The organism is Clostridium sp. TJA038, from assembly GCF_058310255.1.
The window spans coordinates 215,013-235,943 of the sequence record NZ_JBZEFA010000001.1; the positions used below are offsets into that span (position 1 = coordinate 215,013).

Consider the following 20,931-nt stretch of genomic DNA (forward strand, 5'->3'; position numbering starts at 1 on the left):
GAGTATAAAATTATGCATAAGTTTTTTACACCAAGTAATATGTTTTCAAATACTCATGCAAAAATAATAGGAGAAGATGTAAAACATATTTATAAGGTTTTAAGGGTAAAGCCAGGGGAAAAGGTTATTATAAATAATCTTGAAAGTGAAGAGTTTTTAGGTGAGGTAGAAGAGGTTAATAAGCAAGAGGTTTCTATAAAAATCTTAGAAAAGCTTAATATAAATAATGAAAGTAATTTAAATATTACTTTATTTCAAGGGATGCCAAAGGCTGCAAAGATGGACTTAATAGTTCAAAAATCTGTAGAACTTGGTGTTTTAGAAATAATTCCGACTATAACAGATAGAGTAGATGTTAAGTTAAAAGGTGAATTTAAAAAATTAGATAGATTAAATAAAATCGCTTTAGAAGCATGTAAACAAAGCAAAAGAACTGTAATACCAAAGGTTTTAGAACCTATGGATTTTAAAGAGGTTTTAGAAAAGATAGATGAATTAGACCTTATGGTTATTCCTTATGAAAATGCTACAGGATACGGAATAAGAGCTATGGTTAACTCTATAGGTGATAAAAATATAAAAAATGTTGGAATAATGATTGGACCAGAAGGCGGATTTGAAGATTTTGAAATAGAAGCCCTAAAAGAAAAAGGAGCTCATATTGTAACTTTAGGACCAAGAATTTTAAGAACAGAAACAGCAGGATTTACCTGTGTTTCTCTTATTCAGTATGAGCTTGGTGATTTAGGAGGAAATATTTAAATGAAAGTTGCATTTGCTACACTAGGTTGTAGAGTTAATACATATGAATCAGAAGCGATGACTGAAAAATTTGTTAGAGAAGGCTATGAAGTTGTTGATTTTAATGAAATAGCAGATGTTTATGTTATTAATACTTGTAGCGTAACTAATATGGGAGATAAAAAGTCAAGACAGATAATAGGAAGAGCGAGAAGACAAAATCCAGAATCAATTATAGCTGTTGTTGGATGTTATGCTCAAATAGCACCTAAAGAAGTTTCAGGAATAGAAGGCGTAGATGTTGTTTTAGGTTCAAGAAATAAAGGTGAAATAGTTTATTATGTAAATAAAGCTAGAGATGAAGGTAAACAACAAGTTAAAGTTGGAGCTGTTTTAAAAAATAAAGTTTTTGAAGATTTAAAAATTGAAGAATATAATAATAAAACTAGAGCTTTCTTAAAAATACAAGATGGATGTAATAGATTCTGTGCTTATTGTCTAATTCCATATACTAGAGGGTCAGTTTGTTCAAAGGACCCTAAGAAAGTTTTAGATGAAATAAGAAGTTTAGCATCTCATGGTTTTAAGGAAATAATATTATCTGGTATTCATACTGCATCTTATGGTGTTGATTTAGATGAAAAAGTAACACTTGTAGATTTATTAGAAGAAATAGAAAAGATTGATGGAATAGAAAGAGTTAGAATAGGTTCAATAGACCCTACTTTCTTTACAGAGGATGTTGTAAAGAGAATATTAGCTCTTAAAAAATTATGTCCTCATTTCCACTTATCACTTCAAAGTGGATGTGATGCTACTTTAAAGAGAATGAATAGAAGATATACTGCAAAAGAATATGAGGATATAGTAAATCTTCTAAGAGATAAAATAAAAGATGTTTCCATAACAACAGATGTAATTGTTGGGTTCCCTGGAGAAACTGATGAGGAATTTGAAGAAACTTATACTTTCTTAAAGAGAATAGCTCTTTCAAAAACTCACATATTTAAGTATAGTCCAAGAAAAGGTACTAAGGCTGAACATATGGAAAATCAAGTTGATGGTAAGAAAAAAGATGAAAGAAGTAAAAAGTTAATTGAGTTAAATAAAATTAATGAAAAAGCTTTTGCTGAAAAGTATATAAATAAAATTGAAGATGTTTTATTTGAAGAGGAAGTATCTTTAGGAAGTGGAATTTATACTGGATATACAAGAAATTATATAAAGGTAAATGCTAAGGCAGACTGTAATGTTTCAGGTAAAATACTAAATGTTAAAATAGAGTCCTTTGAAGGTGAAGTTGCAAAGGGTGAAATAGAATTATAAAAAGAAAGTTTTTGTAATTAAAATGAGTTATAATATATTATAAAGGGCTAGGAGGTGATATTATGTCAGATTGTATTTTTTGTAAAATAATAGCTGGAGAAATTCCTTGTAATAAGATTTATGAAGATGATAAGGTATTAGCTTTTTATGATATAAATCCAGAAGCACCAGTACATTTTTTAGTTATTCCTAAAGAACACATAGCTAGTTTAAATGATGTTAATGAAAAAAATAAAGAAGTATTTGCACATATTTTTGAAACAATTAGTAAAATAGTAAGAGAGTTAGGAATTTCAGAAGATGGATACAGAGTTGTTTCCAATTGTGGAGTACAAGGGGGTCAAACTGTAGGTCATATTCATTTTCATGTTCTTGGAGGAAGAAATTTAAGTTGGCCACCAGGCTAAATTTTAGATTTAACTTCTTGACATTGAAGAAAACTATGTTGTATAATATAGCGTGTGTTATTTAGCCCATGGCTGTGAATTACATTAATAATTTACGCTAGCGGAGGGAGGGATAAAGAATGTCAGAAATCAGAGTAAAAGAAAACGAATCATTAGAACAAGCATTAAGAAGATTTAAGAGACAATGCGCTAGAGCTGGAGTTCTTTCAGAAGTAAGAAAAAGAGAACACTACGAAAAGCCAAGCGTAAAGAGAAAGAAAAAATCAGAAGCTGCAAGAAAGAGAAAATTCAAATAGTTTTTGGTTTAAATTTATAGAATAATTTCTTTTGAAAGAAGGTACGCAAATGCCAACTATTAAAGAAAGACTTCAAGAGGACTGGAAGCAGGCTTTAAAAGCTAAGGATAAGTTCAAAGCTGGAGTTTTAAGCACTGCAAAGTCAGCAATACTTTTAGTCGAAAAGACTGACGGTGTTAAGCTTGAGGATGAACAGGTTATAGAAATATTAGCAAGAGAAATCAAGCAAAGAAGAGAAGCTGCGCTTGAATTCGAAAAGGGAAATAGACAGGATTTAGTAGATCAGAACAACAATGAGATTGAAATCTTGTTAAATTACCTTCCTCAGCAGTTAAGTGAAGAAGAAATAAAAGATATCATAAAGCAAGCAGCTGAAGAAGTGGGCGCAAATAGCATGAAGGACATGGGAAAAGTTATGTCAAAGGTTAGACCGCAAACAGTTGGTAGAGCTGATGGTAAACTTGTAAGTCAATTAGTTAAAGAATATTTAAATAAGTAAGAGAGTTCAGTAGAACTCTCTTTTATTTTTTTATAAAAAGGCATGTGTATAGGCAAAATTCCTATACATATGCCTTTTTATGTTTATTGAATTTTTATATAAGAATAAAAAAATATAAATTTTCATAGATTTAGTATGAAAATATTTTAATTAGGAGGGGTAAGTTTGGGAAATAAATTAAGGAAAGTTACAAATAAGATTGCAGAGGAATTAGATTTACCTAAGGAAATATTAAATGGGGAGCCAAAGATTATTGTATATGGAAAAAGTGAAATAATAATTGAAAATCATAAGGGAATAGAAGTTTTTAAGGAAGATGAAATAAAGATAAACACTAACTTAGGAAATATAATAATTAAGGGATTGAATCTTGGAATTAGTTTTATAGGAACTGAAACTATAGCTTTAACAGGACAGCTTAAAAACTTAACCTTTGAGGAGGAATAATATGAACTTAGATTTTTTAAAAAGAGGTTATATTAGAGTTGAAATTAAAACCTTTGATGTAAATAAACTTTTAAACCTTTTATGGAAAAAGGGTATAAGAGTTGAAAATGTAAGAAAGATAGATATAGTAACTGTTTGCTTAACTATAGAATACTCTGATTATGGAAAGGTTAAAAGCTATGTTAAAAGATTAAATGGAAAAATTAAAATAGTATCTTCAAGAGGTATAGTGTTTTTTTTATCAAAAGCTAAAAAATCTTTAGGAATATTTTTAGGGGCTACAGTTTTTTTACTAGGATTATATTTTTATTCTTCATTTATATGGAGAATTGATATTGAAACAAAAAAGAATATAGCTCCTTCAGAAATAAGATATATGTTAAAAGATTTAAACTTGAAACCAGGAATTAAAAAAAGTTCTTTAGATGTTTATGCACTTGAGAAGAAGTTAGAAAACTCTCATGGAGACATAATGTGGGTTAATGCAAGGATTGAAGGAGGAACTTTAAAAATAAAACTAGAGGAGAAGATAAGTCCTAAAATAAGAGAAGATGAAAATAAAGAGTTTAAAAATATAATAGCTTCAAAGGATGGAGAAATAAAAAAAATATACACAACTTCAGGTACTGCTTTAGTAAAGGAGGGAGATATAGTTAAAAAAGGAGATGTTTTAATAGAGCCAAGACAAGGTATAGAAGGAGAAGAATATGAAGTCAAGGCAGAAGGAGTAGTTAAAGCTAACACCTTTTATGAAAAGAGTATTGAAATGCAAGTTTCAGGAAAAGTTTATGAAAGGACAGGTTTAGTAGATAGTGAAATTTACTTAGAAATATTAGGGAAGAAAATTTATCTAAAAAAGGCTACTAAAGAATTTAATAAGTATGATAAAATAGAAAGTACAGGAAAGTTTATTAAGAAAAATTTATACTATGAAAAAAAAGAAAAGGATATAGGAAAAAATAAGGATGAATTAATAAATAAGTCAGTAGAACTTATGAAAAAATCAATAAGCAAAGAAATAAGTAAGGAAGCTAAGGTTGTTGATAACATAATAACAACAGAAGATTTAGGTAATGGTAAAATAAAATTAAAGGTTCTTTTTGTAGTTGAGCAAAATATAGCTTTAGGTTACTAAGAAAAGTTAATCCTAAGGAGGAGAAGATGAGTAATTATGGGGAATTTTAAGAAAAGGATATTAGGCTTGTTTAAAGATTATAGAAAAATAATTCTATACATCATAACCTTTATTGTTTTATATTGCACCTTAATGACTGGTATTATAACTAGAAAATATGATTTAAAAGTAGGGGATATACCAAAGGCAGATATTAAGGCGCATAGGGAAATAATTGATGAGTCTGCAACCGAAGCTAGAAAAAAGGAAGCTGAGGAAAAGGTTGATAAGCAATATTCCTTGAGGACAGATGTACAAAAGCAAAGTGAAGAAAAGATTAAAGATTATTTTTCATCAGTTGAAAAAGTTTTATCTCAAGATAAACCAGAGGAAGAAAAGGCAAAACTTATACCAAGAATGCCTTTTAAAATAACAGAAATACAAGCAGCAAAGCTTGCTTCAATGAATGAACAAGATATTAAAAAGATAGAAAATACATGTATAGAAGGGCTAAATAGGGCTTATGAAACACCAATTGAAGAAGGTAGTGAGCAGGATTTAAAAGATGCTAGAAAGCAATATACAGATTTTATATCCTCTAGTAATTTAGATGACCTTGAAAAAACAATTGCCTTAAATTTTGTAAGTGTTATAGAGCCTAACTTTTTCTATGATAAAGAAAAGACTGATGAGTTAGTAAAAGAGACTTTAAAACAAATTCCACCAGTTATGATAAAGAAAAATCAAATAGTTGTAAGTGAAGGAGAACCAGTTACAGAACATCAGTTAGAACTTTTAGGAACCTTAGGACTTTTAAGTGATTCAGCTTCTTCATTTTATCTTTATATAACTTTAGGGATTTTAGTAATAATAGTTATGTATTTACAGTATGGATATATACACAAATATTATAAGGATATAAATAAAGATTTTTCTAAGATTGTAATGATAAGTATATTAAATGTTTTTCCTGTAATACTTGCTAGATTATTTGGTATGATGTCAAACTACATAATACCTTTAGCATGTATGCCTATGCTTTTAACTCTTCTTTTAAATTACAAAATATCGCTAGTTTTTAGTATGTTAAATGTAATATTAATAGGAGGAGCTGTAGGATTTAATCCTAATATAATAATTCTTGCAGTTTTAAATGTTGTTTTAGGTGGAACATTACTTAGAAAAATGCAACAGAGAAATGATATATTATATTCTTCAATAACAGTAGCTGTTTTAAGTGCTATTTTAACCTTTAGTGTAGGTACTTTAACTACAAATAACTTTATGGAAATTCTTGCAGATAGTACTTTTGCAGCTGGAGGGGCTATTTTATCTGGTATACTTACTATTGGAGTTTTACCATTTTTTGAATCTACTTTTGATATAGTTACTAATGCTAAATTATTAGAATTATCTAATCCTAATAATCCATTATTAAAGAAATTGTTAATGGAAGCACCAGGAACTTATCATCATAGCATATTAGTTGCTAATTTAGCAGAGCTTGCTACTGAAAAGGTTGGAGGAAATCCACTTTTAGCTAGAATAGGTGCATATTATCATGACATAGGAAAGACTAAAAAGCCTTATTTCTTTAGAGAAAATCAATTTGGGAAGAAGAACCCTCATGATAAATTAAAACCAGAGATAAGTAGCAAAATAATAATAGCTCATGTTAAAGAAGGTTCAGAACTTGCAAAAGAATATAATTTACCAAAAACTATACATGATTTTATAGTTACTCATCACGGAGAAACCTTAGTTAAGTATTTTTATTTAACTGTAAAAAATAATTCTGAAAATCCAGAGGAGGTTAAGGAGGAGGATTTTAAATATCCAGGACCAAAACCTATGAGTAAGGAGCAAGGAATTGTTATGTTAGCAGATTCAACAGAAGCTGCAGTAAGGTCTATTAATGAACCAACAGAAGAAAAAATTGAAAATATGGTCAATAAGATTATTGATGATAAATTATCCTCAGGACAATTAGATAATTGTGATCTTACACTAAGAGATATAAGTAAAATAAAAAAATGCTTTTTAAAAGCCTTAAATGGAATATATCATGAAAGAATAGAGTACCCTGATGATAATAAAAAGGAGAAAAAGTAAATGATTTTTATAGATAATAGACAAAGTAAATTTGAAGTTACAGAAGAATTAAAGAGTAAATTAGAAGAAGTTATTTCTTTTGTGCTTAAAGAAGAAGAAGTAAAGGAAAAGTGTGAGGTTTCTTTAGTTTTTGTAGATAATGAAGAAATTAAAGAAATTAATAAAGAAACTAGGGGAATAGATAAAGCAACAGATGTTTTATCTTTCCCTATGATAGATTATCCAAAGGATAAGGTTTATAAAGATGTTTATTTAGAAAAAGAATTTGATAAATCTTATTTTGATGGAGATGAACTAATTTTAGGTGATATAGTTCTATCTTTAGAAAGAACAAAGGAACAAAGTATAGAATTTAATCACTCTTTCGAAAGAGAAGCTTGTTATTTAGTAACTCACTCGGTTTTACATCTTTTAGGATATGACCACATGGAAGAGGAAGAAAAGAGTAGAATGAGAAAAAGAGAAGAGGAGTTACTTGGAAAATTAAATATAACAAGGGAAAGCTAAGATATGAGAAAAGGGTAATAGGAGAGGAATATGAAGGTAAGAAAACTTATAGATAGCTTTAATTATGCAATTGATGGTATAATATATGCCTTAAGAACTCAAAGAAATATGAGGATACATTTTATAGTAGCTCTAGTTATATTATCTGCTTGCTTTGTATATGATATAAGCAAAGTAGAGTTTATACTATTAGCAATAACAATTACTATGGTAATCGCAGCTGAATTACTTAATACTGCCATAGAGAGTGCTATAGATTTAACTACAAATTATTATCATCCTTTAGCTAAAGTTGCAAAAAATACAGCAGCTGGGGCAGTTCTTATAACTGCTATAAATGCTGTTTTAGTAGGGTATATTATATTTTGGGATGACCTTAAAAATGTTACTTTTAGAATTATGGATAGAGTAAAAGAAACAGAACCTTATATAATATTTATTGTTCTTGCTATAGTTTGCATAGTGGTAATTGCCGCAAAGGCTTATTTTGGAGGAGGAACGCCTTTAAAGGGTGGAATGCCTTCAGGACATAGTGCTTTAGCTTTTTCAATAGCTACTGCTATATCTCTTATAAGTAACTCTCATATCATAATCATATTAAGTTATTTAATGGCAATAATTACTGCACAAAGTAGAGTTGATTCAGAGGTGCATAGCACCTGGGAAGTTATTGCAGGAGCCATATTAGGAACGCTTATAACAATTTTAATTTTTAAAATATTTAGTTGATAAATTTTGGGTTTTTAAATTTTAGGATGGAGGATGAATTATTATGAAAAAGGAACTTATAAAAAAAGCTTTAGAGGCAAGAAACTTAGCATATTGTCCATATTCAAACTTTAAGGTGGGAGCAGCAGCTTTATTTGAGGATGGAAATATATATACAGGATGTAATGTTGAAAATGCATCCTTTGGAGCAACAAATTGTGCAGAAAGAACCGCTATATTTAAAGGAGTTTCAGAGGGGGCTAGAGTTTTAAAAGCTATAGCTTTAGTAGGAGATTTAAATTCACATACATATCCATGTGGAATATGTAGACAGGTAATGGTGGAGTTTGCAGAAAATAAAGATATAAAAATATTCATAGTAAAAAATGAAGATGATTATATAGAGACAACATTAGGAGAAATTTTACCTGGATCTTTCACAAAGGAAGATTTAGAAAAGTAGGAGGAAATATGTTTAAATCAGGATTTATAACAATTGTAGGTAGACCAAATGTAGGTAAGTCAACATTAACAAACTTATTAATGGGAGAGAAACTTTCAATTGTTTCTAATAAACCTCAAACAACAAGAAATAATATTCAAACTATATTAACTGGAGAAAATTATCAAATGATTTTTGTAGATACTCCAGGGATACATAAACCTAAGCATAAATTAGGAGAGTATATGGTAAATAGTGCTACTGATTCAATAAAGGATGTAGACTTAGTTTTATTTTTAAGCAATCCTTGTGATGAAGTAGGAAGAGGAGATAAATTTATAATAGAGCAACTTAAAAATCAAAAAGCTCCTGTTATATTTGTATTAAATAAAGTTGATGAGAGTACTCCAGAGAAAGTTGCTAAAACTTTAGAATTATTTTCAAAAGAATATGATTTTGCGGAAATGATTCCAATATCAGCTATGAAGGGAAAAAATACAGATAAGCTTTTAGACCTTATGATTAAATACTTACCAGAAGGGCCTAAGTATTATCCAGATGATATGATAACAGATGTTCAAGAGAGATTTGTTGTAGCTGAGATAGTTAGAGAAAAGGCACTTAAAAATTTAAGCCAAGAAGTTCCACATGGAATTGCTGTAGATGTTATACAAATGAAGCAAGATGATAGTGGAAAATATAATATAGAAGTAGACTTAATATGTGAAAAGGCATCTCATAAAGGGATAATAATTGGGAAAAATGGTCAAACGCTTAAAAAAATAGGTTCTACAGCTAGATATGAGTTAGAAAGATTTTTAAGAGCAAAAGTAAATATAAAAATATGGGTAAAAGTTAGAAAAGAGTGGAGAGATAATACCTCTTTATTAAAAGAATTAGGTTATAAAAAATTAAAGTAGGAGGGATAGCTTCTGGCACTTATAGAAAGTGGTGGAGTTATCATTAAGGCTCAAGATTATAAAGAGAATGATAAATTGCTTTGGATTTTTACCGAGAAAATGGGTAAGATAACAGCTATAGCTAAGGGTGCAAAGAAAAGTAAAAATAAACTCTTTTCATTAACGCACCCTTTGTGCTATGGTGATTATTTATTATTCAAGGGAAAGGGTTTATATAGGTTATCTGAAGGGAAAATAAGAACTTCCTTTCAGACATCTTTAACTGACCTAGAAAAGCTTACTTATGCATCTTACTTATGTGAGCTTATTGATATATCACTACAGGATGAAGAAGAAAATTTTAATTTATATAAGGAATTTGTAACTTGTCTTTACTTATTAAATACGGAGGCTATAAGTTATGAATTGTTAATAAGAGCTTTTGAGCTTAAATTATTAAAATACACTGGGTATGGATTAAGATTTGATAATTGTGTGTTTTGTAAAAGTAAATTAAGCGTTTCAAACTATATTAGTTTAAGGTATTTTGGAGGAGTATGTAATAATTGTAAAAAAGAACATGGGCTTTACATAAATAAAGCAACTTATAATGCCTTAAGATTTTTAAATAATACTCCTTTAGATAAGGTTTATAGATTAACTTTATCAAGGGAGATTATGGATGAGGTTTATAAAGTAACTAGCTTTATAATATCTTCAGTTTATTCAAGAAAACCTAAAAGTTTAGAAATGTTAAAATTTATAAAGGAGTGATTTAAATGAGTGAAATAACATTAGAAAAAGTAGACCAAGTAATAGATAGAACTTATGCAACATATGCAGAGGCTAAAGAAGCTTTAGAAGCTTGTGATGGAGATGTAGTTAATGCATTAATATATATTGAGAAAAAAAGAGAAGAAGAAAGTAAAATTAATGAAGAAGCTTTCAATGAAGAAAAAGCAGAGAGTTTTGAAGAAATAAAAAAATTTATAAAAGAATTAATAAATAAGGGAAATGTGTCTAGAATAAGAATACTTAAAGGAGATAAGGTTTTAGCTGATATTCCTGTTAATGCAGGGATTGCAGCAGGAGCAATTGCTATTGCATTTCCAAGTGTCTTAGCCTTAGGTTTTGTTGCTGCAATTGCAACTAAAATTACAATTGAAATAACTAAATCAGATGGAAGCGTTGAGGTTATAAATAAATTAGTTAAAGATGCAGCTTATGATATTAAAGACAAGGCATCTAATTTAAAAGATAAGGCATTTAGTGTAGCAAATGGTATGAAAGAAAAGAGAGAAAAAGGGAAGGTTTGTGAAAATAAAATAAATAAATTTCACAGACACAATAAATTAGATAATGAAACAAGTTTTACATATACAGTAAAATTTGATGAAGTTGAATAAGAGTAGATGTAAAATATAGGAATATGGAATAAAGAGGAAAAAACGCGTGATTTTAAATGATAATTATCAGATTTGAATGATTTTTCAGAAAATTTGCTATACTAAAAAGATTTAGGTTGTGTTACAATTAATATATAAAAATTCCTTTTTGTTCCTAGTTTATTTAAGGAAGGAGCATTCAAATTGAAATTAACACCAAGGCAGGAAGAAATAGTTAAACTTGTGAAAGAAGGTCAACCAATAACTTCAGAGGCTTTAGCAGGAAAGTTAGGGGTTACAAGAGCAGCCTTAAGACCAGACCTTGCTATACTTACTATGATAGGGGTATTAGATGCAAGGCCTAAGGTTGGGTATGTATATTCTGATAAGCCTTCTAATAGTTTTATCTATGAAAAAATAAAAAATATAAAGGTTAAAGACATAATGTCTAAACCGGTTACAGTTTGTGAAGAAACTATGCTTCATGATGCTATAGTACATCTTTTTTTAAATGATGTTGGGACTATGTTTGTAGAGAATGGAGGAGTTCTAACGGGAGCTGTTTCAAGAAAAGACTTTTTAAAGGTTGCTATAGGGGGAACAGACATCTATAAAGTTCCTGTTGGTGTTATAATGACAAGAATGCCTAATATAGTATGTGCTGTAGAAGAAGATTGTGCTTTTGACGTAGCAAAAAAAATAATAGAACATGAAATAGACTCCGTACCAGTTGTAAAAAGAATTGAAGATAATGAGGGAAAAGAGAGGTTAGAAATCATAGGAAAAATCTCTAAGACTAACATAACAAAGCTCTTTGTTAAGCTTGGAGAAAATTAAATTATAGTTAAAAAAAGAAAGATTAAATGGGTAGCTATCGGGGTTAATACTCTGTTAGTATATAAATTTCAACTATAGTATTGAACGGAGGAGTATTGAGATGAAAAAAAAGCAGTATGTTTATCTTTTTAATGAAGGTAATGCTAGTATGAAAAATTTATTAGGTGGAAAAGGTGCTAACTTATCTGAAATGACTATGTTAGGAATACCAGTTCCACAAGGATTTACAGTAACAACTGAAGCATGTAATAAATATTATGAAGATGGTAAAAAGATTTCTGAAGGAATAATAGAAGAAATTGAAAATAAAATGGCTGAACTAGAAAAAATAACAGGTAAAAAGTTTGGTTCTCTTGAAAATCCATTACTAGTATCAGTAAGATCTGGTGCAAGGGTTTCAATGCCAGGTATGATGGATACAATATTAAACCTTGGTTTAAATGATGAGTCAGTAGAGGCTATGGCTAAATTAACAAATAATCCAAGATTTGCTTATGACTCATATAGAAGATTTATTCAAATGTTTGCTGATGTTGTAATGGGTGTTGAAAAGAGATTATTTGAAGATTTATTAGATGAGGTTAAGGAAGAGAAAGGTTATAAAATAGATACAGATTTAACTGCAGAAGATTTAAAAGATTTAGTAGTTAAGTTTAAAGCTCTTTATAAAAAAGAAAAAGGAGAAGATTTCCCAAGCAATCCAAAGGAACAACTTATAGAAGCTGTTACAGCTGTATTTAGATCATGGAATAATCCAAGAGCTATAGTTTATAGAAGATTAAATGATATTCCAGGAGAATGGGGTACTGCTGTTAATGTTCAAGAAATGGTGTTTGGAAATAAAGGAGAAACTTCAGGAACTGGAGTTGCTTTTTCAAGAAATCCAGCTAATGGAGATAATGAGTTATATGGAGAGTATTTAATGAATGCTCAAGGTGAGGATGTTGTTGCAGGTATAAGAACTCCAGAGCCAATAAGCCACTTAGAAGCTCAAAATCCAACTATATACAAACAATTTACTGATATAGTAAACACTTTAGAAAAGCATTATAGAGATATGCAAGATATGGAGTTTACAATAGAGGATGGAAAGTTATACTTCCTTCAAACAAGAAATGGTAAAAGAACAGCACAAGCAGCATTAAAAATAGCTGTTGATCTAGTTGAAGAGGGAATGTTAACTAAGGAAGAGGCTATATTAAAGGTTGAGCCTAAACAATTAGATACATTACTTCACCCAGCTTTTGCATCAGAAGGATTAAAAGAAGCTAAAATTGTTGCAAAAGGATTACCAGCATCACCAGGTGCAGCTTGTGGTAAAATAGCCTTTACAGCAGAAGAAGCTAAGGAAAGAAAAGCAAATGGTGAAAAGGTTGTGTTAGTAAGATTAGAAACTTCTCCTGAAGATATTGAAGGTATGATTGCAGCAGAGGGAATTTTAACTGTTAGAGGTGGAATGACTTCTCATGCAGCAGTTGTAGCAAGAGGTATGGGTACTTGTTGTGTAGCAGGTTGTGGAGAATTAAAAATAAATGAAGAAAAGAGAACCTTAGAAGTTGACGGTCAAATTTTAACTTTTGATGATTATATATCAATAGATGGTTCAACAGGACACATTTATGCTGAAAAAGTTAAAACAGTATCTCCAGAAATTACAGGTCATTTTGCTACATTCATGGCTTGGGCTGATGAGATAAGAAAGTTAAAAGTTAGAACAAACTCAGATACACCAAGAGATACTAAGCAAGCTGTTGAGTTTGGTGCTGAGGGTATTGGATTATGTAGAACAGAGCATATGTTCTTTGCAGAAGATAGAATTTTAGCTGTTAGAGAAATGATATTAGCTAAAAATGAAGATAGCAGAAGAATTGCTTTAGATAAGCTTTTACCAATGCAAAGAGAAGATTTTATAGGAATTTATGAGGCGCTTGAAGAAAGACCTGCAACTATAAGATTTTTAGACCCACCTCTACATGAATTCTTACCAAGTGAAGAAGAAGATATAAAGGATTTAGCTAAAGAAATAGGAGTAAGTCCAGAGGAAATTAAGAATGTAGTTGCTGAATTACATGAATTTAATCCAATGATGGGACATAGAGGATGTCGTTTAGCAGTTTCTTACCCTGAAATAGCAGAAATGCAAACAAGAGCTGTTATAGAAGCTGCTATTGAAGTTAAGAAAAATAAAGGCTTTAATATAGTTCCTGAAATAATGATTCCTTTAATAGGAGATATAAAAGAATTAAAGTATGTTAAGAAGGTAGTTGTTGAAACAGCTAAAACAGTAATGGAAGAAAAAGGTGTTACTTTAGAATATAAAGTAGGAACAATGATTGAAATTCCAAGAGCTGCTTTAACAGCTGATAAAATAGCAGAAGAAGCTGAGTTCTTCTCTTTTGGAACAAATGATTTAACTCAAATGACATTTGGATTCTCAAGAGATGATGCAGGTAAATTCTTAAAAGATTATTATGAAAAAGGAATATATGAGCAAGACCCATTTGCTAAGTTAGACCAAGAGGGTGTTGGAGAGCTTATGAAGATTGCTTGTGAAAAAGGTAAGAAAACAAGAGCTGATATTAAGTTAGGTATATGTGGAGAACATGGAGGAGACCCTTCCTCTGTTGAATTCTGCCATAACTTAGGATTAGACTATGTAAGTTGTTCACCTTATAGAGTTCCTTTAGCAAGACTTGCAGCTGCACAAGCACAAGTAAAAAATAAAAGATAATATTAAAAGGAGTATTCTTTAAAGAATACTCCTTTTTTTAAATTTTAATTTTAAATTCCTTTTTAACTAAATCTTTAAATTCTTTAACAAAATTAATTTGATAAGAGGTGCTTTGGGCTACTTCTTTTAAAGAATCTAAAAAAATTTTTTTGTTACATTTTTTTATGTTGCTATAATAATCTTTTGATAATCTCCAATACTTTTGTGGGAAAGATAAGTAAGCAAATATATATCTAAAATCATCTTCATTAATAGGTGAGATTGAGTTATATGTTTTTAATATTTTTCTTGTAAGTTCTATGTCCCAGTTTATTTTAGACCTTTTTAATAATCTCCTCATAAAATAACATAAATCATACATAGAATAGGTTAAAAGTGCTTTATCAAAATCTATTACATAAATTTTATTATCATCTATTAAAATATTTTTGTTTACATAATCACCATGACAAAGGGATTTACTTAAATTTTCATTTCTAATGGAATTAGAAATTTCTAGAGAAGTTTTTGCAAGAAAAATATTTTCATCAAAAATATCTAAAAATAAAGAAGAAAATTTATCCTTATGTTTTAGTTTATTAGCTAAGTTAAATGATAGTAGAATTTTATTAAAATGTTTTAGAGTGGATATGTAGAGACTATCAAATCCAGTTTTAATTAAACTTCCTTCAATTGCTTTAAAATTTCTAGAACAGTTGTGCATTTTAGCTAAATTATCTATAGATAATAATACATGATTTACATTATCAAAATCACATTTTTCTCCACTAATCCAAGGTGATAGCATAAAGAGCATATCATTAGCTTTTACAAATCTTCCACAATCCTTAGAAGGTAATAATTTAGGTAGATTTATTTCATTTCTAGAAAACCATTCCATAACAGAATATATAAATAATAATCTTTCTTCATCATAATAGACTTTTTTTAAACAGAAAGTATTTTCATTATTTATTAATTTATAAACTGCTCTATTTTTATCTGTATTTTTAAATTTTATCCTTTCTATAGCATAATTTTCTAGATTATACATAGGTAATACTAATGATTCTACAGTATTAAAAATATCAAAATCCTTAGAATGCTTAGACATTATTAACCTCCTAATAAAAAAATACTTATTATAAGAATATTATAATTAACTTTAGATTATACTTTAAAATATGAAATACTTTTATTTTGTTATAAAAGAGGCTTTTAACATAAAATTTTACAAGGATAAATAGCCTTAAAATATAAAAGGATTTTAAATAGGCACATAGAATATATATAATAAGGTGATGCTATGAAAATAAGAGAGAATATTGAAAGTTTTGAAAGAATTAAGTTAAACAAAGTCGCAAAATTCTCAAGTGAATCCTTAGGGAGAGAGCGTTTTGAGAAAGAAGATGAAATAAGAACTTGTTTTATGGTAGATAGAGATAGGATAATTCACAGTAAGTCTTTTAGAAGATTAAAGAGAAAAACTCAAGTTTTTATAAGGACTTATGGAGACCATTATAGAACAAGACTTGTTCATACTTTAGAGGTATCTCAAGTGGCTAGAACTATAGGAGTTGCTTTATCTTTAAATGAATATTTAATAGAGGCAATTGCCTTAGGACATGATTTAGGTCATGCAGCCTTTGCTCATATAGGAGAAGATGTTTTAAATGAATTTCTTCCTACAGGATTTAAGCATAATGAACAAAGTGTTAGAGTAGCAAGAAGAATTGAAAAAGGTGGTTTAGGTCTTAACCTTACAAAAGAGGTTTTAGATGGAATATTAAATCATAGTGGATTTTCAAATGTTAGTAAGGTATCAGGAACATTTGAAGGACAAGTAGTTAGATTTGCTGATAAAATAGCTTATGTGAATCATGATATAGATGATTCAATTAGAGCAGGAATTTTAAGAGAAGAGGATTTACCTAAAGATATAATAAATCTTTTAGGAGAAAGAGGAAGTGAAAGAATAAATACCTTAGTAAAAGATTGTATTTTTAATACTCTTTCAAATATAGAGAAGGGTGAGTTAAAGGTATCTTTAAGCAAAGAGATAGGAGATGCCTTTGTAAAGCTTAGAAAGTTTTTGTTTGATAATATATATTTAGGGAAATACTTAGAAAATGAGAGGAAAAAAGCAGAATTTGTACTAGAAAAAGTTATAGAATATTATTATAAAAATTGGAATGAAATGCCTACATTATATAAAGAAATATGCAAGGAAGAAGGAATACATAGAGGAGTTACAGATTATATTGCGGGTATGACAGATGATTACTGCACAAATGAATTTAATAAAATATATATTCCTAAGTTTGTTATGTACTAAGGATTTTTGGAATAATTAGGTCAAAATGTTGCTAAAATATAATTATTATACATTTACACTTGAAAATTTATAAAAAAAAAGTTATATTTAAAATTTGAGAAGGATTTTATCAATTGATGTCGAATAATAATTAATTGTCAAAAAATATTAAGAAGGTGAGTAGATTTCTTGCGAATTTCAGAAGAAATTATAGAAAAAGTTAAAGAACAAAATGATATTGTGGATGTTGTTTCTGAGGTGGTAAGACTAAAAAGAGCTGGTAGAAATTTTTCAGGTCTTTGCCCTTTTCATAGCGAGAAAAGTCCGTCTTTTAGTGTGTCTCCAGATAAACAAATATTTAAATGTTTTGGCTGTGGAGAGGCTGGAAATGTAATTAGTTTTGTTATGAAAACTAAAAATTTAAACTTTGTAGATGCTGTTAAAGATTTAGCAGAAAGAGCTAACATTATAATACCTGTAGAAGATGGGAAGCAGAGTGAAGCTCAAAGAAAAAAGCAAATTTTATATAACATAAATAAATGTGCAGCAAGATATTACTTTTCTAATCTTCAAAACCATAAAGAAGCAAAGGAATATTTTTTTAAAAGAGGTATAAAAGAAAATATATTAAAAAGCTTTGGTCTTGGTTACGCTAAGGAAGGATGGCAAAACACCATAAACCATCTTAGAAAAGAGGGATTTAGTAAGGAAGCTATTGAAGCAGCGGGTTTAGGAATAAAAAGTCAAAAAGGAACTTTTTATGATAGGTTTAGAAATAGAGTAATTTTTCCTGTTTTTGATTATAAGGGAAGTGTAATTGGATTTGGAGGTAGAGTTTTAGATGATTCAAAGCCAAAGTACTTAAACTCTCCTGAAACCCTAATCTTCCATAAAGGAACAAATTTATATGCTTTAAATTTTGCAATAAAGCATGGTTTAAAGGATAGAACTTTAATAATTGTTGAAGGTTATATGGATTGTATTTCACTTCATCAATATGGAATAACTAATGTAGTTGCTTCTTTAGGAACAGCATTAACTGACAATCAAGCAAGATTATTAAAAAGATATGTAGACAGAGTAATAATATCTTATGATGCAGATATTGCAGGACAAATGGCTACTATAAGAGGTCTTGAGATATTGCAAAATGCAGGATTAGATGTTAGAGTACTAACTGTACCAAAAGGAAAGGACCCTGATGAGTTTATAAGAGCTAATGGAAAAGAAGCCTTTGTAAAATTAATTCAATCTGCTAAGAAACTTATAGATTATAAGCTAAGTAGGGCAAGAATTGGAATAGATTTTTCAGATAATAATGGTCTTATAAAATATGCAGAAAGGGTTGTTAATATATTATCAGATTTAAATCCTATCGAAAAAGATGTCTACATAAAGAAAATTTCAGAAGAAACATCCATAAAAGAACAAGCATTTTATGATTTATTAAATAAAAAATCATTAAACTATAATAAAAACTATGAAAAAGTGAATAATAAGGAAGATTATGGAACAAAATTATATGTAGAGCCTCCTTATGTTAAAGGAGAAAGAAGCATTTTAAAGCTTCTTTGCATGGAGGAAAACCATTCATTAGTAAAAAAATACTTAGAAGAGGATGATTTAATATCTCCTACTATTAAATCCTTACAAAAGATAATAAATGAATCCATAGAAGAGGAAGGATTTAATGATTTAGGAAGGCATATAGAAGCTAAGTGTGAAGATCCAAAAGTTTTAAAGGAATGGTTAGAAGTAAAAGACTTACTTATTCTAGATCATTCTTCTAATATAGAAGTTCTTGTTAAAGATTATATTAACTTAATTAGAAAGTATAAATTAGAACAAGAACAGACTACTGTACTTAAAGAAATTAAAAAATGTGAACAAAACAATAGGTTTAAAGAATCACTTGAATTAGTTAAAAGAGCTAAAGAAATAAGTGATAAACTAAAAGAACTAGAAAGGAGTAAGTAGTTTTAATGGCGGAAGGAGGTAATAAAATGAAAGCTAAAACAACAAAAGCAAAAAAAGGTGAAGGTAAAGAAAAAGTTGACAAAATGGTCTTAGTAAAAAGACTTATAGATAAAGGTAAAAAGAGTGGTTCATTGACTTACAAGGAGATTATGGATGAACTTGATGAAATAGAATTAAATCCAGAACAAATAGAAAAAATCTATGAAGTTCTAGAATCTATGGGAATTGAGGTAATTAGTGAAATTGAACAAGAAGAGGAAGAAGAAGAGGAATTAGACCTTTCTGTTCCTGAGGGAATTGCCATAGATGACCCTGTAAGAATGTACCTAAAAGAAATAGGTAAAGTTCCGCTATTATCATCAGAAGATGAAATAGAGCTTGCAAAGAAAATAGAAGAGGGAAGCAATTATGCTAAGAAAAAATTAGCTGAAGCTAACTTAAGACTTGTTGTAAGTATAGCAAAAAGATATGTTGGTAGAGGTATGTTATTCTTAGACCTTATACAAGAAGGTAACTTAGGTCTTATAAAGGCTGTTGAAAAGTTTGACTATAGAAAAGGGTATAAGTTCTCAACTTATGCTACATGGTGGATAAGACAGGCAATAACTAGAGCAATTGCAGACCAAGCAAGAACTATAAGAATACCAGTTCACATGGTAGAAACTATAAATAAGCTTATAAGAATTCAAAGACAGTTAGTTCAAGAATTAGGAAGAGACCCACTTCCAGAGGAATTATCAAAACAAATGGATATGCCAGTTGATAAGGTAAGAGAAATTTTAAAAATAGCTCAAGAGCCAGTTTCTTTAGAAACTCCAATTGGAGAAGAAGAAGATTCACATTTAGGTGATTTTATACCAGATGATGATGCACCAGCACCAGCTGAAGCAGCAGCATTTACTATGTTAAAAGAACAACTAATAAATGTTTTAGATACTTTAACTCCTAGAGAAGAAAAGGTATTAAGACTAAGATTTGGATTAGATGATGGAAGAGCTAGAACTCTTGAAGAAGTTGGAAAAGAGTTTAATGTTACTAGAGAGAGAATTAGACAAATTGAAGCTAAAGCTTTAAGAAAATTAAGACATCCAAGTAGAAGTAAAAAATTAAAAGATTATTTAGATTAACATATAAAAGATTAGCACCTTTAGATAAAGGTGCTAATCTTTTTTTCTATATTTTTATAAAATTTTTGAATTAATCTTAAAAATTGTTATTTATATAGAGTTTAAGGGAAATAATAAGGTCTAAAGGCTAATTTCTGAATAAAGCTTTATTTTATGATATAATTTAAATGAGGTGAAGTAGTAAATGACAAAATTTAAGGCTAAAAGAGGACATGGAGTTTTTGAACTTCTAGTGTATCTTTTTGTAGGAAATATGCTATTAGTTATATTAGATAAAATAATTAAGGGCTATTTAGAGGAAAAGTTTATAATATTAGCAGGAGTTATTTATAGTATTGTATGCATTTATTACATTTTGCTTGATTTATCCTTAGTTTATGAGGTTTACGAAAACTTTATTGAAATAAATTGCTTTAAAGGTTTAAAAAAGTTTAGGATAAACTTTAAAGATATCAATGGTTTTTTGGAACAGTATAAAGTTATAGATGGATTTAAGTTATCAGGATTTGGAAAGCATAAATATTGTTTTGGAATATGTGTAGTTCATAATGTTGGCATAGCTAGAATGTTTGTTACATCTAGTAAAAAGGTTATATATTTACATACTGAGGATATAAGTTATGGTATATCTCCAGAGGAATTTGAAAGCTTTAAAAAATTAATATTATTAAAGGGGATAAAGGAAGAAAGTTTTAAGATAAAAATAAATAATGTACGAGATATTATAAAAGATAAAAGATTTTATATTCCCTTTATAATAACATCAATATTAATATTAGGAATTATATTAATACCAGCTATATTATATTTATTAGGAAAAATGCCTGATAAGATGCCAATTGATTTTAGTGCTTATTTAACCCCTTGTACTATAGGAAGTGCAAAGGACTTTGTAGTAAGACAAATTATATATGGAATAATGAATATGATTTTGCTAATATGTATTTATTATGCAAGTCATTTTTGTGCTAAATATGATAAAAAATTAGCTCAAAGATATATTTATTTACCTTTAGTAATAGCATTGGTGTTTTTAGTTTCACAAATACAAACACTAGTAAATTATTTGTAGAAAGTGGGATA

Annotated in this window: 21 protein-coding genes; 20 read left to right on the plus strand and 1 reads right to left on the minus strand. The window is 28.9% G+C overall.

Annotation, left to right across the window (positions count from 1 at the left end):
* Positions 1–12 precede the first annotated feature (12 nt).
* The 16 genes from AC4FQV_RS00995 (at position 13) to ppdK (ending at position 14,451) form a co-directional block, all read left to right on the plus strand.
* Positions 13–762 carry a 16S rRNA (uracil(1498)-N(3))-methyltransferase gene (locus AC4FQV_RS00995; RefSeq protein ID WP_491163879.1) on the plus strand — a complete coding sequence of 250 codons (750 nt, stop codon included), beginning with the start codon at positions 13–15 and terminating at the stop codon, positions 760–762.
* A complete protein-coding gene (mtaB, locus tag AC4FQV_RS01000; RefSeq protein ID WP_491139323.1) occupies positions 763–2,067 on the plus strand; it encodes a tRNA (N(6)-L-threonylcarbamoyladenosine(37)-C(2))-methylthiotransferase MtaB in 1,305 nt (434 codons plus the stop codon).
* 62 nt (positions 2,068–2,129) lie between these two features.
* Positions 2,130–2,474, plus strand: coding sequence for a histidine triad nucleotide-binding protein (locus AC4FQV_RS01005; RefSeq protein ID WP_491139322.1), 345 nt, complete (start codon positions 2,130–2,132; stop codon positions 2,472–2,474).
* Positions 2,475–2,593: 119 nt separating this feature from the next.
* Complete coding sequence (rpsU, locus tag AC4FQV_RS01010) at positions 2,594–2,770, plus strand: 30S ribosomal protein S21 (protein ID WP_003451446.1); 177 nt, start codon at positions 2,594–2,596, stop codon at positions 2,768–2,770.
* A gap of 49 nt (positions 2,771–2,819) precedes the next feature.
* Positions 2,820–3,269, plus strand: a complete 450-nt coding sequence (locus AC4FQV_RS01015) for a GatB/YqeY domain-containing protein (protein WP_491139321.1) — start codon at positions 2,820–2,822, stop codon at positions 3,267–3,269.
* 165 nt (positions 3,270–3,434) lie between these two features.
* Positions 3,435–3,716 carry a sporulation protein YqfC gene (gene yqfC, locus AC4FQV_RS01020; RefSeq protein WP_491139320.1) on the plus strand — a complete coding sequence of 94 codons (282 nt, stop codon included), beginning with the start codon at positions 3,435–3,437 and terminating at the stop codon, positions 3,714–3,716.
* A 1-nt stretch (position 3,717) separates the two neighbouring features.
* Positions 3,718–4,851 (plus strand): sporulation protein YqfD, encoded by a 1,134-nt coding sequence (gene yqfD, locus AC4FQV_RS01025; protein WP_491163883.1) that lies wholly within the window; start codon positions 3,718–3,720, stop codon positions 4,849–4,851.
* 36 nt (positions 4,852–4,887) lie between these two features.
* Positions 4,888–6,942, plus strand: a complete 2,055-nt coding sequence (locus AC4FQV_RS01030; RefSeq protein ID WP_491139318.1) for an HD family phosphohydrolase — start codon at positions 4,888–4,890, stop codon at positions 6,940–6,942.
* Entirely contained in the window at positions 6,943–7,449 is a 507-nt protein-coding gene (gene ybeY, locus AC4FQV_RS01035; RefSeq protein ID WP_491139317.1) for an rRNA maturation RNase YbeY, read from the plus strand.
* A gap of 30 nt (positions 7,450–7,479) precedes the next feature.
* Complete coding sequence (locus AC4FQV_RS01040; protein ID WP_491163887.1) at positions 7,480–8,178, plus strand: diacylglycerol kinase; 699 nt, start codon at positions 7,480–7,482, stop codon at positions 8,176–8,178.
* A 43-nt stretch (positions 8,179–8,221) separates the two neighbouring features.
* The gene (locus AC4FQV_RS01045) at positions 8,222–8,620 is read left to right on the plus strand and encodes a cytidine deaminase (RefSeq protein WP_491139315.1); all 399 of its coding nucleotides are present in this window, start codon (positions 8,222–8,224) and stop codon (positions 8,618–8,620) included.
* Between the two features lie 8 nt (positions 8,621–8,628).
* Complete coding sequence (era, locus tag AC4FQV_RS01050) at positions 8,629–9,519, plus strand: GTPase Era (protein WP_491139314.1); 891 nt, start codon at positions 8,629–8,631, stop codon at positions 9,517–9,519.
* A gap of 21 nt (positions 9,520–9,540) precedes the next feature.
* Positions 9,541–10,272 (plus strand): DNA repair protein RecO, encoded by a 732-nt coding sequence (gene recO, locus AC4FQV_RS01055; RefSeq protein WP_491139529.1) that lies wholly within the window; start codon positions 9,541–9,543, stop codon positions 10,270–10,272.
* Between the two features lie 5 nt (positions 10,273–10,277).
* Positions 10,278–10,904 carry a DUF4342 domain-containing protein gene (locus AC4FQV_RS01060; RefSeq protein ID WP_491139313.1) on the plus strand — a complete coding sequence of 209 codons (627 nt, stop codon included), beginning with the start codon at positions 10,278–10,280 and terminating at the stop codon, positions 10,902–10,904.
* Positions 10,905–11,087: 183 nt separating this feature from the next.
* A complete protein-coding gene (ccpN, locus tag AC4FQV_RS01065; RefSeq protein ID WP_491139312.1) occupies positions 11,088–11,720 on the plus strand; it encodes a transcriptional regulator CcpN in 633 nt (210 codons plus the stop codon).
* Positions 11,721–11,820: 100 nt separating this feature from the next.
* Positions 11,821–14,451: a pyruvate, phosphate dikinase gene (gene ppdK, locus AC4FQV_RS01070; protein WP_491163889.1), complete on the plus strand. Its 2,631-nt coding sequence runs from the start codon at positions 11,821–11,823 to the stop codon at positions 14,449–14,451.
* A gap of 37 nt (positions 14,452–14,488) precedes the next feature.
* Here ppdK and AC4FQV_RS01075 read toward each other — a convergent pair whose 3' ends face one another.
* On the minus strand, positions 14,489–15,544 hold the full coding sequence (locus AC4FQV_RS01075) for a CotS family spore coat protein (RefSeq protein ID WP_491163893.1): 1,056 nt from the start codon (positions 15,542–15,544) through the stop codon (positions 14,489–14,491).
* 192 nt (positions 15,545–15,736) lie between these two features.
* Here AC4FQV_RS01075 and AC4FQV_RS01080 point away from each other — a divergent pair, with 192 nt between their 5' ends.
* From AC4FQV_RS01080 to AC4FQV_RS01095, 4 genes are all read left to right on the plus strand, one after another.
* Positions 15,737–16,765, plus strand: coding sequence for a deoxyguanosinetriphosphate triphosphohydrolase (locus AC4FQV_RS01080; protein ID WP_491139309.1), 1,029 nt, complete (start codon positions 15,737–15,739; stop codon positions 16,763–16,765).
* Positions 16,766–16,933: 168 nt separating this feature from the next.
* A complete protein-coding gene (gene dnaG, locus AC4FQV_RS01085) occupies positions 16,934–18,721 on the plus strand; it encodes a DNA primase (protein ID WP_491139308.1) in 1,788 nt (595 codons plus the stop codon).
* 26 nt (positions 18,722–18,747) lie between these two features.
* Positions 18,748–19,848 (plus strand): RNA polymerase sigma factor RpoD, encoded by a 1,101-nt coding sequence (gene rpoD / locus AC4FQV_RS01090; RefSeq protein ID WP_003451215.1) that lies wholly within the window; start codon positions 18,748–18,750, stop codon positions 19,846–19,848.
* Between the two features lie 184 nt (positions 19,849–20,032).
* The gene (locus tag AC4FQV_RS01095; RefSeq protein WP_491163897.1) at positions 20,033–20,920 is read left to right on the plus strand and encodes a PH domain-containing protein; all 888 of its coding nucleotides are present in this window, start codon (positions 20,033–20,035) and stop codon (positions 20,918–20,920) included.
* Positions 20,921–20,931 lie beyond the last annotated feature (11 nt).

Bases quoted from the DNA above. Each gene is read 5' to 3' on its own strand.
- mtaB (WP_491139323.1), top strand. From the start codon at position 763: ATGAAAGTTGCATTTGCTACACTAGGTTGTAGAGTTAATACATATGAA.
- AC4FQV_RS01005 (WP_491139322.1), top strand. From the start codon at position 2,130: ATGTCAGATTGTATTTTTTGTAAAATAATAGCTGGAGAAATTCCTTGT.
- AC4FQV_RS01095 (WP_491163897.1), top strand. From the start codon at position 20,033: ATGACAAAATTTAAGGCTAAAAGAGGACATGGAGTTTTTGAACTTCTA.
- rpsU (WP_003451446.1), top strand. From the start codon at position 2,594: ATGTCAGAAATCAGAGTAAAAGAAAACGAATCATTAGAACAAGCATTA.
- yqfD (WP_491163883.1), top strand. From the start codon at position 3,718: ATGAACTTAGATTTTTTAAAAAGAGGTTATATTAGAGTTGAAATTAAA.
- ppdK (WP_491163889.1), top strand. From the start codon at position 11,821: ATGAAAAAAAAGCAGTATGTTTATCTTTTTAATGAAGGTAATGCTAGT.
- AC4FQV_RS01015 (WP_491139321.1), top strand. From the start codon at position 2,820: ATGCCAACTATTAAAGAAAGACTTCAAGAGGACTGGAAGCAGGCTTTA.
- AC4FQV_RS01040 (WP_491163887.1), top strand. From the start codon at position 7,480: ATGAAGGTAAGAAAACTTATAGATAGCTTTAATTATGCAATTGATGGT.
- ybeY (WP_491139317.1), top strand. From the start codon at position 6,943: ATGATTTTTATAGATAATAGACAAAGTAAATTTGAAGTTACAGAAGAA.
- AC4FQV_RS01045 (WP_491139315.1), top strand. From the start codon at position 8,222: ATGAAAAAGGAACTTATAAAAAAAGCTTTAGAGGCAAGAAACTTAGCA.
- AC4FQV_RS01080 (WP_491139309.1), top strand. From the start codon at position 15,737: ATGAAAATAAGAGAGAATATTGAAAGTTTTGAAAGAATTAAGTTAAAC.
- AC4FQV_RS01030 (WP_491139318.1), top strand. From the start codon at position 4,888: ATGGGGAATTTTAAGAAAAGGATATTAGGCTTGTTTAAAGATTATAGA.
- AC4FQV_RS00995 (WP_491163879.1), top strand. From the start codon at position 13: ATGCATAAGTTTTTTACACCAAGTAATATGTTTTCAAATACTCATGCA.
- rpoD (WP_003451215.1), top strand. From the start codon at position 18,748: ATGAAAGCTAAAACAACAAAAGCAAAAAAAGGTGAAGGTAAAGAAAAA.
- era (WP_491139314.1), top strand. From the start codon at position 8,629: ATGTTTAAATCAGGATTTATAACAATTGTAGGTAGACCAAATGTAGGT.
- AC4FQV_RS01060 (WP_491139313.1), top strand. From the start codon at position 10,278: ATGAGTGAAATAACATTAGAAAAAGTAGACCAAGTAATAGATAGAACT.
- AC4FQV_RS01075 (WP_491163893.1), bottom strand. From the start codon at position 15,544: ATGTCTAAGCATTCTAAGGATTTTGATATTTTTAATACTGTAGAATCA.